The sequence below is a fragment of the Kerstersia sp. genome (genome assembly GCF_052103615.1).
Lineage (GTDB): Bacteria > Pseudomonadota > Gammaproteobacteria > Burkholderiales > Burkholderiaceae_B > Kerstersia.
In genome coordinates, this window is the sequence record NZ_JBQEKA010000001.1 from 1 (window position 1) to 18,422 (window position 18,422).

Genomic DNA, 18,422 nt, shown 5'->3' on the forward strand with positions numbered 1-18,422 from the left:
GTACTTCGTCATGTAAAAAACCCCGAAGGTTGGATCTATGTCCAACTTTCGGGGGGCAGTTCAGTCTTTCCGTCTGGCTTTTCCTTTAATGCGAGAGATATATCCCCCTCGCCTTCACCCCCATCCTAGGCCGCCACTGCCCTCCCCGGCCCCAGCGCCCGCAGCTGCCCAATAAACGCTTCCCGCACTGAGTCTAGCGGCGCCCGGGATTTTTCTAGTTTGGCGCCTAGCACTGCCCCTTCCCAGGCGTACCAAAACAAGCGCGCCAGGCCTTCTATGTCGGCGTCTGGCGCCAGTTCTCCGGCGGTCTGGGCGGCTTCCAGGCAGTGGGCGATACGGCGCTGCCAGCCTTGGACGGTGGCGAGCAAGGCCTGGCGGAAGTTTTCGTCCAGCGCGGCCAGTTCCTGGCCGAGGTTGCCGACCAGGCAGCCACGCCGGAAGGTGAAGCGTTCCATGCCGTCCGCGGCTTCGTCCATGAAGGCGCGGATGCGCTCTATGGGCGCGCGGCTGCTGTCGTTCAGAATGCGGTCCAGTTTTTTATTGAAGTATTCGGCATAGCGTTCGATGACGGCGATGGTGTAGGCGTCTTTGCTGCCGAAGTAGTAGGCAAAAGAGCCTTTCGGGACGCCTGCCGCGGCGACCAGTTCGTCTATGGGGGTGTTGTGAAAGCCTTTTTCCGTGAAGACGGCTACGCCTATGCGCAGCAGGTCTTCACGCTTGTTGTTGTCGCGCCTGGCCCGTACCGGGCGGGCGGCTTCGTTTGTGTGTGCAGCCACTGTTTTTCTCCCTGACGACACTGCTCCAACGGGTGTAAGCCTGTTGTGAAATTCATGGTAGAAAATTTTAGCTGACTGATCAACTAGTTTCTTTAGTCCTGTCTATATCAGTGCGGGAATCTGGCTTTGTTCTGAGGATTTGCCGGAAGAAGAAGAGCCCCAGTACCGGCCCTGGCAAGAGCAGCCAGGCGACCGCAGCCCCCCAGTGCTGGATCTGCGCCGTGACCAGGCTGATGGGTATGACAGTCACCAGAAAGCCCAGGCTGTTCATGATGGCCAGCGCGCTGCCTATTTGTTGCGGCGGGCAGTTGGCTGCCGCCAGCGCGGAGAATTGCGCGGAATCCGCGATGACGGCCATGCCCCAGATAAGCAGGCCTATCCCTAGCAGCCCCGCGCCCCCGACTGCCGCCAGAAATGGGTAGAGCGCGCACATGCAGCCCGAAACAGCCAAGGCCCCCCAGGCGACCCGGGCGCTGCCCCAGCGCTGGCTGAGCCTGCCAGCCAGCAGGCACCCCACGGCCCCGGCTGCAATGACCGTAAAGCTGGCCGCCGCGATCTGGGCAGCAGGCCAGCCATACATTCCCCCTAGCGCCGCCACCAGCATGGGGACTACTGTCCAGAAGGCATACAGTTCCCACATATGGCCAAAGTAGCCCAGCGCGCAGGCCCGGAATGCCGGGCCCCGAAAAACAGCCAGGGCAGCGCCCCAGCGCAGCGCGCGCCTGGCCTGCCCGGCGGGCAGAAAGGGGCCGTCCCCCAGGCGGGCGATGGCAGCGCCGCCCAGCACCGCCAGGCCGGAAGCGCTCAGCACCACCGCCTGCCAGCTCCAGTCTGCCCCCAAGGCTCTCACGCCATGCGGCAGCGCTGTGCCCAGGGTCAGCATGGCCACCAGCAGCCCCAGGGTCTGCCCTGCGCGCCCTTGCGACCAGGAAATGACCAGCTTCATGCCCAGGGGGTAGATCCCGGCAAGGCAGATTCCCACTGCTGCCCGCCAGATCACGGCATGCGCCAGCGTCGGGCTGCCCAGCACAAAGCCTGCGTTGCATAACGCCCCCAGCACGCAGGACACGGCGAAGATGCGGCTGGCCGGGTAGCGGTCGGCCAGGCCCGATACAGCCAGCAGCAAGGTGCCCGCGATAAACCCCAGTTGCACGGCGCTGGTCAGGCTGCCCAGCCCGGCGTAATCCAGCGTCCAGGCGCGGCGCAGGTCATCGGCCGCGCTGTTCGGGCTGAACCACAGGGAGGTGCCCAGCAGCTGGGCCACCACGATCACGGCTATGGGCGAAAGACGGCGCGTATGCGTGGTGCCCATGCTGCCCCCGCTGTCAGACGTGCGGATAGAGGTACAGCACGCCCCCCATCACCGCGCACATGAGGAAGAAGATAATCAGCGTGTAGCCCATGACCCGGCCCAGCCCGACACCGGCAATCGCCAGCAGCGGAATGGCCCACATCGGCTGGATCATGTCCGCCGCCCCCTCCCCCAGCGCCACGGCGATGGCCACGGACGCCTGCGGCACGCCCAGGCTGACGGCTGCCGGCACCGCGAAGGGCGCCTGCACGATCCAGTGGCCTCCTGCGCTGGGCACAAAGACGCTGATGATCAGCGACGACAGGAACGTCCAGAGCGGCAGAGTTTGCCCGTCGGAGTAGCGCACAAAGATCTCCGACATCCAGTCGGCCAGGCCAGTCGCCGTCATGATGCCCATGATGCCGCCATAGAGCGGAAACTGCAGCAGGATGGGCCCGGCCACGCGGGCGGCGTTATTGATGGCCTTGAGATAAGCGCGCGGCGTCAGGTGCATCAGCAGGCCCAGCAGCAGGAAGATCAGCACCAGCATATTGAGGTCCATGCGGAACATGCCGGTTGCCACTTTCATGCCTATGTACCAGACGCCCAGGCCCACGATGGTGATGTTGATGATCCAGCTGTGATTCAACCAGCCCGCTACGGATGCGGGGGCTGGCGGGTCGGCCGCTACCGTATCTTCACGGCGCAGTTTTTCCGGGTCGGCAGCCACGCTTTCGTCCGGGCCTGGCATCATCAGCCAGAACGCCAGCGGAATCAGGATAGCCAGCAGCAACAGCGGCAGGTAATTCAGCGGCGACAGCAGAAAGGCTTTCATCGACAGCACTTCGCCCGTGTGTTTTTCGATGATGTTCATGGGCGAGCCGCTGCTGGCGCTCAGCAAGGCGATGGAGCTGGAGATGCCGCAGACATAAAACGACCAGGCCGCATAGGCCGCGGCCACCAGCCAGGCGAAATCCACCTTGACCCGCTTGGCGACTTCCCGGGCGAACAGCGCTGTCACGACCAGGCCGAATGCCCAATTGAGCAAAGACGCCGCCAGCGAAACAAAAAAAGTCAGCACCATGGCGCCAGCGCGTGTCTTGGCTTTGCCCGCCAGGCTGGACAGCAGCCGCGCCACCGGCCTGGAAGTGGACAGCGCATGCCCGGTCACCAGCGTGAGCGCCACCAGAAAGGCAAAGCTGGCGATGTTGAAGACGCCCTCGTACCAGCCTGTCAGTATGGTGGAGGTCGTTCCGCCAGGCACGATGGTGTAGGCCAGCAGGCAGGTCACCGCCGTCAGGATGACGGCAATGACAAAAGGGTCGGGCATGATCTGCTCGACCACGCTGACACAAATCCGTGTCAGGCGCCGGATGAAGCTGCCGCCGACGACAGCTTCGGTATCCCTGGATTGGGGCGCGGGCATCTCTGCCGCGGTTTTGGAATCGGAAAATCCCATCGTTTGTCTCCCGTAGCCTGCGCCACTGCAGTGTGGACTGGCCGAATTATTTTTTGATTGGTCTGATACTTCATGGAACGACGTTGAATCCGGGATCAGGCTGGATGGCCTGTAAGGGGCATGCGCAGGTGATGCCTGCCGGGCGCGGCGGCCCTGCGCATGTCTAGCCTGCCCGCCAGGAGCGGCGGGCAGGTGCTGCTGCGCCAATCACATTCCCGCGCCCTGCCTGCAGGCTTGGCATCGTCGGGCTTCCAGCCCGGGTGCGGCGTGTCGCCCGGCCATCCCTCCGGGATAAAGCGACAGCCGCACCGGCCATGCAGGCCGTCTGCTGCGGCACGGGTTCAAACCAGAACGCTACGCCTGCGCAGCCAGGCGGGTTGTCACCTTGACCGGGTTGGCCAGGGTGTCGCGGATAGGCGAAGCCTGCTCCAGCGCCGCCATCAAATCCTGCAATTGGGCCGCGCTGGCGCCCGGGCAATCCAGGCGCACCTGCACGCGGATTTCCTGCGCGCCAGGGCGCACGGCACGGTCTATGCCAAGAAAACCATTCAGATCGACATCGAAATCCAGATCCAGGTCTATCTTGCGCAGCGTCAGGCCGCGCTTGGCCGCGCAGGCCGCCAGCGTGACGCCATAGCACCCTGCCAGCCCCTGCAGCACATATTCCGCCGGGCTGACGGCGCTGTCCGTTCCCAGCAGCGATACCGGCTCGTCCGATTGCAGGCTGAAGCGCCCGCGCCGGCTGCCGTCGGCTTGCCCGGCCTGATGCAGCGTGCCGGTTTGCGATTGCATGCGCAGGCCGCCGCCGGAAGTGCTTTCCAGCGAAAAGGTGACCCGCCCCAGATTCGGGTTATCGCTGACGGCAGCAATGGTGTCGGCCAGCGCCTGGGCATCGAGATAAGGCTGATTGCTCACTTGTATGTCTCCTCGGAAAAATCATGAAGCGTCCGCTGATCGCCAGCCGGCGTTCAGCACAGCGGGAACTCTCCTGCGCGCATCATCTGCCGGATGCGTTTCTTGTCTATCTTGCCGACCGGCGTGCGCGGCAGTTCTTCGGTCGTGACCCACTGATTGGGCACCCACCAGCGCGCCACCTGGGTTTCCAGCCATGCCGCCAGTTCATCGGCGCTCGCCGCCTGGCCGTCGCGAAAGACGATGACGGCCGCCGGGCGTTCCTGCCAGCGCGGGTCCTCCACCCCCACGACGGCCACATCCTCGATGGCCGGATGGCCGCGAATCGCCTGTTCCAGCCCCATGGAAGGAATCCATTCGCCGCCCGACTTGATGGCATCCTTGGCCCGGTCGGACAACGCCACGAAACCATCCGGGTCCACGGTGCCGATATCCCCCGTGCGCAACCAGCCTTCGTCAAAGTTTTCCTGGTCGTCGCTGCCCAGATAGCTGGCCGTCACCCAGGGGCCGCGTATCTGGATTTCCCCCATACTGCTGCCATCGCAGGGCAATACCCCGCCGCCGATTTCCGCCACGCGGACTTCCAGGCCGCACATCACCCGCCCCTGCTTACGGCGGTAGTGCTCCTGCTCGGCCCGCGTCACGGCCCAGGGCGGCAATTGGGAAATGGCAGACATGGACAGGGTTTCAGTCATGCCCCAGGCCTGGTACATGCCGATATCCATCGCGGCATAGGCCGCCACCAGCGTATGGGGCACGGGCGCCCCGCCACAGCTGATGGTCTTGACCGTCCCCAGGCTGTTCGCGCCGCGCTCGCGCAGCAGTTCCAGCACGTCGGACCAGATGGTGGGCACCCCGGCCACCAGCGTCGGCTGATGCCGCTCTATCAACGCCAGCAAATTCCTGGCATGCAAAGTCTGGCCTGGCAGAATGATTTCCGCGCCGGCCATCAGGGCGGCATAGGGCAGGCCCCAGCCATTGACGTGATAGAGCGGCACGGCTGGCAACAGACGGGTCGCCGCGCTGATGCCCAGCGAATTGGCCGTGCATAATGAATTTGCCTGCAACCAGAGCGCCCGGTGGCTGTAGGCCACGCCTTTGGGCAGGCCTGTCGTGCCGCCGGTGTAGCAGATGATGGCCGCGGCATGCTCATCGACATCCTCCCAGGCCACGGCCGATGGCGCATTTTCCAGCAACGCCTCGTAGCGGCAGACCGTCTTGCCGGGCAACACCGGCAGCGCTTCCTGCCCCGCGCCGACAATTACGACCAGGCGCACGCTGGGGCATTGCGCCAGAATCACTGGCAGCCTGGCGCTATGAGCGCTGTCGCACAGGATGACCTCATCCCCGCCATGTTCGATCACATAACGGATCTGCTCATCATGCAGGCGGACGTTGATGGTGTGCAGTACCCGGCCGGAACCGGGCACGCCCAGATACGCTTCCAGGTGTTCCTGGGTCGCTGCGCACAACGTGCCCACGACCGCCCCAGCCGATACCCCGCGCTGGGCCAGCGCATTGGCCAGGCGCGCCGCGCGGGCGCCCAGTTCTCCGAAGGAAATGCCTGCCGGTTGCTCCGGCGTATAGACACGCGAACGCGCCGTAATTCGCGTGATATGACGCAGCAAACGGGGCACGCCCAGTTGCTGCCGTTGCATCGTGGATTGCATTGTTATTCTCCCTGGCACGATGGTGGCACCGGCGGCATCCGCCTAGGCCGTTGTCTCGGCATCCAGCTTGCCGTAACGGGCATCGCGCCAGTTCAGGGCGCTGCGCAGGCCTTCCTTGCTGACCTTCTCCACGAACTCGGCTTTCTCAGGGGAATACGCGGCATTGAGCGTGGCCGCCATGTCCATATTGGCGTTGACGGCATTGCGCAGCCCCATGGCCTCATAGGCCCGCGTCAATGCGATTTTGGTCAGTCTCAAGGTAACCAGAGGTGTCACGCTGATCCGTTCAGCCAGGCGCTCCACCGTTGACTGCAAGGCATCCGGCGCCGTCACCCGGTTAATCATGCCGATACGTTCGGCTTCGGCCGCGCCGATGACATCCCCCGTCAACAGCAGTTCGTTGGTCTTTTTCTGGCCGATCAGAAAAGGCATCAGCAAGGTGACCGGGCCGGAGCCGAAACGGATTTCCGGCTCCCCGAACTGCGCCCTGTCGGTCGCCACAATCATGTCGCAAGCCATGGCCAGTTCGCACGCCCCAGCCAGACACCAGCCATCCACCGCGGCGATGGTCGGCTTGGTCGATGCCCACACCGCCATCGACAACCCGACATTGCGCGTCAGGGCGCCATGCCAATCCTCCGCCCGTTCCAGGCCGACCTCCACTTCCTCGGCAATGTCATAACCCACGGAAAAATTCCGCCCGGCGCCGGTGATCACAATGACACGAACCGCATCATCGGCTTCCAGCTCGCGTATCCGCGCCGTCATGGTCTTGACCACCTCCGACGACAAGGCATTCAGCTTGCCTGGCCGGTTAACGGTCAGCCAGGCCGTCGAACCGCGCATTTCCATCTGCACTACCGCTGCACCTGTACTCATCATCGTCTCCTGTCTATTGATGGTTCCTGCTTTTTTCTTATTGCCTGCTTGTCTTGCGGTTGCGCTAAGCGCCCGCGTTCACATCCACCAGCACACGCCCTTGCAGCTTGCCGTCCAGCATATCGGCGCAGGCTTGCGCCACCTCGTCGAGCGACACCGTCCGCGCGGTGATGCCTTCCAGCTTTTCCAGCGGCAAGTCATCCACGACCCGGCTCCAGATGCCAATGCGGTTGGCGGTGGGCTGCATCACTGAATCCATGCCCAGCAGGCTGACATTGCGCAGGATGAAGGGCATCACCGTCGTCGGCAGGTCCGCGCCGCCCGCCAGGCCGCACGCCGCCACCACCCCGCCGTAGTGCATTTCCGCCAGCACCCGCGCCAGCACCTTGGACCCCACCGTATCTATCGCCGCCGCCCAGCGTTGGCCTTCCAGCGGCCGGGCTGCCTCGGCCCATTGCGGCCCGTCCGCAAAATCGGCCGCGCCCAGTTTCTTCACATAGTCATGCTTGGCCGGGTTGCCGGTCAGCGCCGTTACCGTGTAGCCCAGTTTGTGCAAAATGGCGGTCGCCACGCTTCCCACGCCGCCCGCCGCGCCTGTCACCAGCACCGTGCCGCGCTCCGGCGTCACGCCTGCCTCTTCCAGCGCATTGACGCACAGCATGGCGGTAAAGCCAGCCGTCCCCACCATCATGGCCTGCCGCGTGCTCAGGCCATCAGGCAAAGGCACCAGCCACTCGCTTTTGACACGCTGATATTGGGAATAGCCGCCCCAGTACTTCTCCCCCACGCTCCAGCCTGTCAGCACCACTTTCATGCCTGGCCGCAGTGCCGGGTTGCTGGATTCCACAACCTCGCCCGCCAGGTCGATCCCCGGCACCAGGGGCCAACTGCGCACAATCTTGCCGCGCCCCGTCACCGCCAGCGCATCCTTGAAATTGACGGTGGAATACTCGACTTTCACCAGCGTATCTTCGGCCGGCAGAGCATCCCGCCCCAGCTGCTCAACAGCGGCGCGGGTCTTGCCCTCTTCTTCCCTGAGAACCATGGCACGAAAGCGTTCGATGGACATATTGACTCCTTGTATGAAACCCCCGGCTGAGGGCGCAATGACTGCCTGTTGAATGAAGACTCCGGCACATGCACAGAACCAGCGTCGGCCGTGACCGAAGCAGCATGACAGCCCCTGCAGCCAGACATGCACTTCTTTTTACTAGACGACCAGTCAACTATATTGATGAGAAAAAAAGCTGTCAAGCCAGCGCACCACAGGGTTTGTACGCAAACGAGAGGAAAATCCGGCGATCGCTCCCGGCGGGAAGACGGGCCTAGCTTGCTGCTGGGCCCGTCCCTGGCTATTTTGCCCCGGCTTGGGCCCAAGCCTCCGCCTGCACCTCCAGGCAACGCGGGCACAGGCTTGTGGTCACAGCGGGATCATGCCGCCGGCAGCACGGGCATGCCAGCCAGCGCGTAGGCCGGAAGTCCGGCGCTGCCTGCTCCTGCCGATCGGGCACGGCCTGCACCGCTGCCGCTGCCAAGACTTCCAGTATCGCTCCAGCCCGCCGCACCACTGCCTGCGGCACGGTCACTTCCACTTGCGCGGCGGACTTCACGCCGGCCTCCCGTTGCGTCTCCACCCAGCGATACAAGGCGGCCTTGAGCCCCAAGGCTTCCTCATAGGCAGCCAGGCGTTCATGTGCCTGAACGTCCTCAGGCAAAAGCACCTCCTGCAAAGTCGCCTGCAACACGCTTTCATGGCTTTCCGCGCCCGCTTCGCGCAGGTACTGAAACACCTCCTCGCTGGAAAAAGCCAGAACCGGCGCCAATAAACGCACCAGCAGGCGCACCTGCCAGGCCAAGACCTGCTGCACCTGGCGCCGGCGCGGCGCCTCAGCGCGCTCACAATACAGGGCATCCTTGATGGCAGGAAAATAATGGCTGGAGGTCTCTTCGGCAAAATGCAGCAGATGCGCGACCGCCGCCGCAAAATCGTACTGTTCCGCCGCTACGCACACCCGTGTCTGCAAGCGGCGCAACAATGCCACTTGCGCCCAGTCCAGCGGATGATGCAAAGACACTGGCTGCCAATCGAAGTCCTGCAAATTCTGCAGGCAAAAACGCATGGTATTGCGCAACTTACGATAGCGCTCCTGAGTCAATGCCACCGCTTCCGGCGAAAACTTCAGCTCCCGCGTAAAGTCCTGCTGCAAGGTCCAGAGGCGCAACACATCGGGGCTGAGCGTTTGCAGCAACTGATCCAGCGGCTGATAGTTCTTGTTGGATTTGGAGAATTTCTGGCCCTGGCCATCCACCACAAACCCATGTGTCACAACCTGCGCGTAAGGCGCCGCCCCGCTATGGGCTGCGCAGGTCAGCAACGACGACTGGAACCAGCCCCGGTGCTGGTCTGCCCCTTCCAGATACACGTCCGCCATACGCCCGAAACGCTGCATCAGCACCAACTGATGCGTGACGCCGCTATCGAACCAGACATCCAGCGTCCGGCGCGGCCCCTCGCTTTGCCAGGCAGCCACGCCTTCCTGCGCGACACGCGCCAGCAAGCGCTGGTCATCCGGGTTTTCCGGATCCGCCAGCGGCGTCCCCCACAAACGATTGCGCGACACACACCAGGCTCCCCTCCCCTGCAACATGCTGCTCAACCGTTCCCTGCCTGTGGCCGGCACAAAATTGACAGACGCCAAGGCTTGCAACGCGCGTTCCCGTGTTTGCGTCAAGTCCAGAAACCACTCCTCCGACGCTCTGAAGAAAACCGGTGTTTTGTGACGCCAGCAATGCGGATATTCATGCTCCAGCGTATCGAGCGTCACCACCAGCGCGGCCACCCGTTCCAGCACATGATCGCGCGCTTGCGCCAGCGTCATGCCCGCCATCTCTTCATTCATGAAACGGCCTGCTTCATCCAGAAATGGCTCGGCCTCCAGGCCGTATTGTTCACATACGCGGAAATCATCCATACCGAATGCCGGCGCCATATGCACCAGCCCGGTCCCCGCGCGGCTGACGAAATCCGCCGGCAAAACTGGCACGGTCTGCCCGGTATAAGGGCTGCGCACCTCGCGCCCTGCCAGCGGGAACACGGGCAAATCTGGCTCATCGGGCCGGCGCACCCGCACATGCGTCCGGCCGCCAACCTGCACCGCGACATATTCCAGCGCCGGGTGATAGGCCACCGCTTTGTTCGCAGGCAGGGTGTACGGCGTGGTGGTCCAGACCTCCAGAAAGACCGACGTTTCCCCCTCGACCGGAAACAACACGACCAGGCTATCCCCCACTTTGGTCTGATACTCCACCTCGGCTTCCGCCAGAGAGGAACCGCACGCCGGGCACCAATGCACCGGCCGCAGGCGCTGCACCACGCCAGGCAAACGCTGGAACCATTGCGCGGCACCCGCTTCGAAGGCAGGGTCCATGGTCAGGTAGCGCTGATCCCAATCCGCCGCGACGCCCAACGCCTGGAACTGCGCAGTCTGCAAGTCCACCTGTGACTGCGCATAGGCGCGGCACGCTGCCACAAAGGCAAGCGGCTGCTCCTTGCGCTGCCCCTGCCGCTCAACCTCCAGCTCGACAGGCAAGCCATGGCAGTCAAAGCCCGGCACATAGGGCGCGAAGCAGCCCTGCAAGCGCTTGAATTTCACGACCGTATCTTTCAGGCCTTTATTCACGGCGTGACCCAAATGCAAGGAGCCATTGGCATAAGGCGGGCCGTCATGCAGCAGGAACAAAGGGCGGCCCGCCTGTTCCCGGTGCAGATCACGCACCACAGCAGGAAGGCGCCAGCGCTGCAAATAGGCGGATTTGTCGGTATGCACCGCATTGAGCGGCAGCCCGTGTTTGAAAAGGTTCAATTTGTACATATTGCCATGTCCAGAAAAGCAAAAAGGGCAGCGTTCTGTACGCTGCCCTTGGGAGGTGAGGTGCGAAGGCGGGGCTCAAACGCCCAACGTAATTCGCCCCCGGTGCCCAATGGCAGCGGAGGTGCGAATAATCACGATGAACGGAACTCTGGACACGGCTGGAACCTCTAGCCTGATGATGAAATTGGTTTATTTACTCTAGCACGCACCCTGACCGCCAGCAAGCTGCGCCCGCCAGATGGCGCAGAGCAACTGCCAGACACCAGCGCTCAGGTCAGGTTTGCCATGGTTTCACCCAGGCGGATGGCACTGCCTTCCTGCCATTGCGGGTTGAAGCGCCAATCCCCCGGGGGCAACAAAGCCACCACCGTCGAACCCAGCTGAAAGCGCCCCATTTCCTGGCCGGTTTCAAATTGCGCGGCCTGCGCTTGTCCCGCGCCGCCATAGCGCCATTCACGCGCTTCGCGCCGCCTCGGCGGCGTGACCAGGCCGTGCCAGGTCGTGGCGATACTGCCCACAATCGCGGCGCCCACCAGCACCAGCACGAAAACCCCGTGCTCAGGATGTTCGAACCAGCACACCAGGCGCTCATTGCGCGCAAAGAGGCCCGGTATTCCTTCCACGACGACCGGATTGACAGAAAACAGCTCGCCAGGAATGTGCCGCATCCCCAGCAGCTTTCCGGCGCATGGCATGTGAATACGATGGTAGTCACGCGGGCTGAGGTACAAGGTGGCGAAATGCCCGCCCTGGAACTGTTCCGCCAAGGCCGCATCCCCCAGCAATGCCGCCGCCGTATATTCCTGCCCCTTGGCCTGAATCAAACGCCCTTCGCGCAGCGGCCCGAACTGGCTGACCTTGCCATCGACCGGACAGATCCAGTCAGCATTGGCCAAGGGCCGTGCGCCCGGTTTGAGCTCGCGCGTGAAGAACTCATTGAAACTGCCGAATTGCGCTGGGTCAGAGAGCAAGGCTTCGCCCAGATTGACCTGATACTTGCGCACAAAAGACCGGATCAGATACTGCGCCAACCAGGGCGTGCGGCAATCAGCCATAAAGCCGGCAAAGCGCGTCAACAACAGTTTGGGCGCCAGATGCTGGAGCAGGATGGAAGGTTTGATAGACATGGAGACGGGAGGTCCGCAACAGTGGCGGAGAACACGGAAGCAGGGAGAATACCGTGTTTCCCGCGCCGATGTGGCAACTGCCTGCCAGGACAGGAAAAAAACAGCCGGCGCGCCCGAGGCGCAGCCGGCTGAACACCCTATAACAACCCTTTTTCAGTTCTCAGATGGCGGCAAACGCCAGCACGGCATTATTGCCGCCCATCCCGAACGAATTGCTCAATGCTGCCCCCAGGCCGTGCACATTGCGCGCGACATTAGGCACATAATCCAGATCACACTCGGGGTCACCCGCCTCGTATTTCAAGGTGGGCGCCAACACCTGCTTTTGCAGTGACATTGCCGTGACCGCCGCTTCCACTGCACCGCCAGCGCCGATCAGGTGGCCTATCGCACCCTTGATGCTGCTGACAGCCAAGGAATCGGCATGACTGCCAAACACATGCCGGATCGCCCGCGTTTCGACACGGTCGCCAGTCATGGTGCCGGTGGCATGCGCATTGATGTAACGCACATCGGCCAGCGGCAGACGCGCATCATCCAGCGCCCGCTGAATTGCCAGGGCCTGGCCCTCGTGATTGGGACGCAAGGCATGCGTGCCGTCATTGCTGACGCCATAACCGCAAATCTCGGCAATCGGCGTGGCCCCGCGCGCCAAAGCGTGCTCGTAGGATTCGATCAGCATCATCGCGGCCCCTTCCCCCAGCGCAAATCCGGTACGGCCTTTGCTGAACGGCCGGCACCCGCCCTGTTCCGACTTTTCCGCGTCCACGCACAGAACCTGCAACTGCCCCCAGGCCTGCAACAATTCCGGCCGCAACATGGCTTCTGTTCCTCCCGCCACGGCAACGTCCAGATAGCCATCACGAATGCGGCGGAAAGCTTCACCGATGGCAACCGCGCCCGCAGTGCATGCGGTTGCGTAGGTCTGCGCTTCCTGTGTCGAAACCATGCGTTGAGCAATATGCGCAGCGGGCGCATTCGGCATCGCCGCGGGAATCACCAGCTGAATTTTTTTCTTGATGACATTATAAAAACCGGCCACCGCGTCACACAGCGCGGAAACGCCCCCGATCCCAGTTCCGACAAAGACCCCGCAGTTTGTCTGCTCCCGCGCCTCCAGCCCCCCTTGCTCCAAGGCCTGCCGCGCCGCATACATGGCCAGCGTGGATACCCGGTCCAGCATGAGGGATTGATTGCCGGGCAGGCCGATATCGACATCGGTGTGCACAAAGCCCACCTCGCGGTTCAAGGACCCATCCGGATAGGGAGCAACGCCGCACTGGGCGCGCACCAGCGCCTCAAAGGCAGCCTGTGCCGTATCGCCCACCGGCGACGCCATACCAATCGCCGTCACAACCACGCGTCGTTTCATTGAGCACTGGCCTCCATCACCGTTTTTGCCTTCGCTTGTTCTGGTTTCTGCAGCACAGCACTCTGCGCCCCAGGGTTGTTGTCCAGAACCACTTTCATCAACTGAATCAGGCTGCTCAAATCCTCGGGAAATGTTTCCTCCAGATTGACGGTCTCGCTATCTGCGCGCCGCATCAGGGATTCGGAATCGACCCCCAGTTCCGTCTCGATGGCCAACAGGATTTCCAGCATGGCCAATGAATCGAACTGTTCGATCACCGAAGCAAACGGCATGCCCTCCAGCAAAGGCTCGGCATCGCAACGACACGTTTCAGCAATAATCCGTGCCAGGCGCTCGCGCACCTCGGGCGTGTTTTCTATTGCTATTGCCACCATCTCGACCTCCCCGGTAAATCACTCAGAGCTTCAGATCCGGCACGGGCTGCGCTGATCCGCAATCCCACACTGCTGCGCGTACTGCGCCAGCACCAGGTCGCTTTCCACGCCCAGCTTTCTCATGATGTTGGCTTTATGTGTGGCGATCGTGCTGACCGACACCCCCAGGCGGCTGGCAATATGAACCAGGCGCACGCCTTCGCCGACAAAGCGCAAGACTTCGACTTCCCGGCGCGTCAGCGCCGCATCGCGCAAACCATCCTGCGCGCCACCGCTATCGGCCGTGATGTATTGCACCGACGATGACAGATAAGGGCCTTGCAGGCGGCGGCGGTAATTCAGGGCTTCACGCAATTCCGCGACGGAATCGCGCTTGCTGACAATAGCCTGCACCCCCATTCTGACTACCCGCCGCAACACGGACGGATTACTCATGGCAGTGAATAGCACAATTTTGGCGCTGGGCCAGTTCTTGCGCAGCCCATCAATTAATTGCAAACCTTCCGGCCCATTGGAATCACCAAGGTAAAAATCCGTAACAATCACTTCACACGGATCATTCTTTAGGTTTTCAAATAGTTTTTCACTTGAATCAGATTGATGGCACAGAATGAAACCGCCACATACACTCAAATAATCAACCAGTGCAGTCAGAACAATCTGATACTCGTCAGCAACGGCTATGCGAGTCACTAACATCTCAACTCCCGTATGGCAATCACGTGCTGTTAAAAGAGTCTCCCTGCCCAGGTTCATCCCTTGACAAGCCGCATGGAGACACACATTTACGGCGCCGGCGGTCAGAACACCGGAATGATTCTCCTGGAAGAAAAGCGCCTTTTTCCACTGAATCCAAAAGACCATGAATATAAAGTGGATATACAGAGCCTTATAAATTATTGCCTAATCAATGCGACAAAAACATTGCCGCAATATCCCGCGGATGACTCAGCAAATAATTAATAAGTGTGAATTAAGTATATCTATGTCCACTTGCCAGAATTTGCAAAACATACACTTTGTCACGCCTCAATTGTAAGTAACTGCGAGAGTCACTAAGGATTTGACGGAACCTTCCTCCACCGGATTGGACGTCTGCTGATAACCCGCCTGCATATCCAGGCGCCAGACATAGCTTCCGCTGACTTGTCCCTGCCCAACACCCATAGCGACCATGCCGCCATCAAACTTAACGGGGACATACTGGCCATTAGGATCCCGCCGTTTCAGAAACACCCCAACCCCTTTGGCCGTCGAATCCGCTGTCAATGCCAATACGCCGTCCGAGCCGCTGACCACACCGGATGTCGCCGTAAAACGCACATTGGGCCGGGCACTGCCTCCAGCACACCGCGCTGATACGCTAAATTCCTTGGGATACATCTGGGACCCGATACCAGTGAAACGGTCTTTATTGACCGGCTGCAACTGAAATGTCTTCGCCCGATCCTCAGGCAAGAATGAGCAGGTCGGCATGGAAATACGGATCGTTTGCGCCAAGCCCACCCGCAATAGCTGCGGGATGGTCATATTCGATGTAATGCCTGTGCCCGTCACGCGGACATTGCCATAGACTCCAGCGGCAATCGTGCCCCCTGTAATCGGCCCTGTTTTCACCAACTGCATGATGCTCAACGTCCCTGGCGGCCAATACAGAAAGCCATCCAGATAGGTGTTGATGTAGGTTTTTGGCCCGAAGTTGAGGTTCTCTCCTGGATAGCTGACCTGATACCCGACACCCGCCACGCTTGTCGAATACACGTCAGTCAAACCCGGAACAGAAACCGGTGTGCCGCGCGACATTTCAAATATTTCAATTGTGCCGGGCGGGCAGTGCCCCAAAGGCACCACCGTGCGGTCCTGAATGGTAGGCAATGACAAAAAATACCTCGCCAGAACCGCTCCGACCTGAGCACTTTCCGATACCGTCAAAGAGGTATCAGCATTGAATTTCAGATCAAACAATGACGCTTTATAGGCGGTCGAGTTGTTGACATTCATCTGGCATTTTGTCGGGGCCGCGCGTGTATCCATAGGCCCCGCCTGGGCTGGCTCTGTGGCCAGACTGGTGCCGAACAAAGCAAGAATCAGGCAACCGACTGGAAAGGAATGTGCCCGCCACTGGGCACGGGAACGTCTTACTCGCATAGCAACTCCTTGGGCTTGAGTGCATCCGTGGGCTCCGCATCGCTGATTTCCACGACGACATGACATTGCTGATGCTCAGCATTGCCCCATTTCACCGTCAGTGGCGTCGTTTCACGCAGGCCCGTCAGCCAGGTCCGGCCTACCGGCCCGACAATCCCGATCTGATCACCATCGGATTTCAACAACATCGCGCCGAACGGCACCACTCCCTCCGCGGTTCTCAATGCCAGCAGCAATGTCTTGCCTTCTTCGGTATCGAATTCGGCCACGACCACCGCGCCGGCAGTGGGCACCACCGTCTGAACGTTCTGCCGCAGCACCACATCTTCTGCGCGATAACCGGGTTCCAGTGAAATGCGGTTTTCCCGATAGGGCGTGGCATAGGGCAGCAAGGCCCGTCCCGCCCCATTGGTCTTCACGCCCGGATAGTTCTCTACCACAACACCGGCAGCGCCCTTGGCATCCACGATCACAGCCGTTTCATTCATGGATTGCCCCAGCAGAATGCCCTTGCTGTCCGCCAGGAAAGCGCCGCTGACTTCCACTTGCGAGGTCGAAGAATTGTGACTGTAACCATGGCTGACGTTCACTGCGCCCACCGGACCGGAATGAGAAATCGACCCATAGCCGTCATGGCGGAAATGGCCGTCATCACGCCCTATCCCTGCTCTGACCGAATACGACGTCGAGAAATCATCCGTCAGCACGCCGTTGAGAGAAGCCTGCTGCTGCACGCCGCCATTCCCCGAGCTATGCGCCAACGAATAGCCCGCCGTATGCATCCCGCTGGCGAACGGAATCGTCAGCTGCAACATGACCTGGTTACTGCGCTTCTGCCAGGGATCTTTCTGCAGATCGTAAGAAAGGTAATACGAGATATCGCGGTAGGCCCCGCCATACCCGAACCGGAAAGTCGTGCTGTGGCCCGACAAATTATGGAAACTGGTGCGGTAAGCGTTCACACTGAAGTGCCCATAGGAACCAAGATTCTGGCCGATGGACAACTGGTATTCCTGCGAGCGCCGCGCGCCATAGTAATAATCGGGCCGCCAGCTGATTTTTTCCTGCATGGCATCGTTCAAACTGCGATAGCCGGATGAGGTATAGCGGTAGCCGATCATACGGATATCGGTCCCGGTGCTGGCCACGATTTTCGAATACTGCAGCCGGAAGGCATTGCCGCTATGCGTTTCGCTGCGCAGGACTTCAGAGCGCGCATGCGTGAAGTCCGAAGAAATGGCCCCCATGTCTTCCAGGTTGAATGCCAGCCCCATGGAGCCGGCGTTATAGCGCTTGGCGCTGCTCCAGCCCCCATAGACCGTCACACCGCTCAACAAGCCATACCCAAAAGTTCCCTGCGCCATCCAGGGACGTTCCGAGTTGCCCACGCCATGCCGGTATTCACCTGCCAGAACGCTGTAGTTCCAGACACCTTCACGCACCATATCCGGCACACTGGCATAGGGCTGGATATAACGTGAAATCTGGCCATCGGCTTCCTGTACTTCAACCTCCAGGTCGCCCCCGCCTGTCGTGGAATACAAATCGCTGATAACAAAAGGCCCTGGCGGTACAAACGCCGTATAAACCACGAAACCGTTCTGCCGGATGGTCACGCGCGCATTGCTGGATGCCATGCCATGCACAGTAGGCGCATAGCCGCGCTGGCTGTCCGGCCGCATGCCCTCATCGGAAAATACCTGAACCCCGCGAAAACGCGTGGAGCCAAAAGCCGAGGACGGCGTCACGCTATCGCCCAAGCGCACTCGCGCCATCCACGGCGTAATATCGCGCTCGGCATAGACCTCGCTCATGTCGAAGTGGCCTTCCCCGTTGCTGTGGTAATAGTTCATCAGAGCGCGGACACGCCAGGCGCCGAGATTGAGGCCGCTGCGGACTGAAGCAAACGTGGAATTGAAAGTATTGTCCCCCCAATCGCCCTTGTTCTTGCCGTGCTGGTAATTCACACGGTAGGAAGTCCAGAACACGTTCTCACCCGGATTCCAGAGGGACGGGGAAACGTAGCCGCGGGGCTCACGCGGCAAGGCCGCCTGGGGAATGCTGATTGCCAGCAGATTGTCTTCCACCCGATAGACCACCGAGGTGTCCGGCAGGACAGAAGCAAGATCGACACAGTCGTCCGCCGCCATGGCTTCCACCGAAGGGAAAGCAGCCACGGCGAAGCCCAGCTCTTCCAGCAGCGCTTTGGTGATACAAGGCTGCGCGTCATCGCTGCCCTGCTGCGCCCGGAACAACACTTCACGCTGCCCGATCTCACGGCGATTGAGTTCCAGCATAACGACATGCACGCCAGGCAACACCCGGTTGGCAAAGGAAAACACCGACAGATCGACCGTTTCGGCCCCGCCCGTGCGATGCAAAAACGCACTGTCGAACTGCGTTGCGCCTTGTGCCTGCGGCGCAGCAGGGTCTGCCTGGGCGGCCAGCGGCGCCAGCAAACAACCAAATATATAGGGCGTTACGCTTTGAACAGGCGCAAACAGCCAACCTGGGCTTGCCAGGCGCACTTGCTTTCTCACGG

14 protein-coding genes are annotated in these 18,422 nt (G+C 61.2%); all 14 read right to left on the reverse strand.

All coding sequences use genetic code 11. The features are described from left to right. Nucleotides 1–125: 125 nt before the first annotated feature. Nucleotides 126–776, reverse strand: coding sequence for an acrylate utilization transcriptional regulator AcuR (gene acuR / locus ACTJGZ_RS00005; protein ID WP_441660905.1), 651 nt, complete (start codon nt 774–776; stop codon nt 126–128). Between the two features lie 79 nt (nt 777–855). Beyond that, complete coding sequence (locus ACTJGZ_RS00010) at nt 856–2,088, reverse strand: MFS transporter (protein ID WP_441660906.1); 1,233 nt, start codon at nt 2,086–2,088, stop codon at nt 856–858. Nucleotides 2,089–2,101: 13 nt separating this feature from the next. Beyond that, nucleotides 2,102–3,526 (reverse strand): TIGR00366 family protein, encoded by a 1,425-nt coding sequence (locus ACTJGZ_RS00015; RefSeq protein WP_441660907.1) that lies wholly within the window; start codon nt 3,524–3,526, stop codon nt 2,102–2,104. A gap of 354 nt (nt 3,527–3,880) precedes the next feature. Further along, entirely contained in the window at nt 3,881–4,441 is a 561-nt protein-coding gene (locus tag ACTJGZ_RS00020; RefSeq protein WP_441660908.1) for an OsmC family protein, read from the reverse strand. A 53-nt stretch (nt 4,442–4,494) separates the two neighbouring features. Further along, nucleotides 4,495–6,108 carry a long-chain-fatty-acid--CoA ligase gene (locus ACTJGZ_RS00025; RefSeq protein ID WP_441660909.1) on the reverse strand — a complete coding sequence of 538 codons (1,614 nt, stop codon included), beginning with the start codon at nt 6,106–6,108 and terminating at the stop codon, nt 4,495–4,497. A 42-nt stretch (nt 6,109–6,150) separates the two neighbouring features. Next, nucleotides 6,151–6,987, reverse strand: coding sequence for an enoyl-CoA hydratase/isomerase family protein (locus ACTJGZ_RS00030; RefSeq protein ID WP_441660910.1), 837 nt, complete (start codon nt 6,985–6,987; stop codon nt 6,151–6,153). A 64-nt stretch (nt 6,988–7,051) separates the two neighbouring features. Continuing rightward, complete coding sequence (locus tag ACTJGZ_RS00035; RefSeq protein ID WP_441660911.1) at nt 7,052–8,056, reverse strand: MDR family oxidoreductase; 1,005 nt, start codon at nt 8,054–8,056, stop codon at nt 7,052–7,054. Between the two features lie 283 nt (nt 8,057–8,339). Further along, nucleotides 8,340–10,859, reverse strand: coding sequence for an isoleucine--tRNA ligase (locus tag ACTJGZ_RS00040; protein WP_441660912.1), 2,520 nt, complete (start codon nt 10,857–10,859; stop codon nt 8,340–8,342). Nucleotides 10,860–11,128: 269 nt separating this feature from the next. Continuing rightward, nucleotides 11,129–11,986: an archaetidylserine decarboxylase gene (gene asd, locus ACTJGZ_RS00045; RefSeq protein WP_441660913.1), complete on the reverse strand. Its 858-nt coding sequence runs from the start codon at nt 11,984–11,986 to the stop codon at nt 11,129–11,131. A gap of 160 nt (nt 11,987–12,146) precedes the next feature. After that, the gene (locus ACTJGZ_RS00050) at nt 12,147–13,358 is read right to left on the reverse strand and encodes a beta-ketoacyl-[acyl-carrier-protein] synthase family protein (protein WP_441660914.1); all 1,212 of its coding nucleotides are present in this window, start codon (nt 13,356–13,358) and stop codon (nt 12,147–12,149) included. Then, nucleotides 13,355–13,732: an acyl carrier protein gene (locus ACTJGZ_RS00055; RefSeq protein WP_441660915.1), complete on the reverse strand. Its 378-nt coding sequence runs from the start codon at nt 13,730–13,732 to the stop codon at nt 13,355–13,357. Before ACTJGZ_RS00055 ends, ACTJGZ_RS00050 begins: the two co-directional genes overlap by 4 nt. Before the next feature lie 30 nt (nt 13,733–13,762). Further along, nucleotides 13,763–14,596: a LuxR C-terminal-related transcriptional regulator gene (locus ACTJGZ_RS00060; RefSeq protein WP_441660916.1), complete on the reverse strand. Its 834-nt coding sequence runs from the start codon at nt 14,594–14,596 to the stop codon at nt 13,763–13,765. Nucleotides 14,597–14,761: 165 nt separating this feature from the next. Then, entirely contained in the window at nt 14,762–15,766 is a 1,005-nt protein-coding gene (locus ACTJGZ_RS00065) for a fimbrial protein (protein WP_441660917.1), read from the reverse strand. A 104-nt stretch (nt 15,767–15,870) separates the two neighbouring features. After that, nucleotides 15,871–18,420, reverse strand: coding sequence for a fimbria/pilus outer membrane usher protein (locus ACTJGZ_RS00070; protein ID WP_441660918.1), 2,550 nt, complete (start codon nt 18,418–18,420; stop codon nt 15,871–15,873). Nucleotides 18,421–18,422 lie beyond the last annotated feature (2 nt).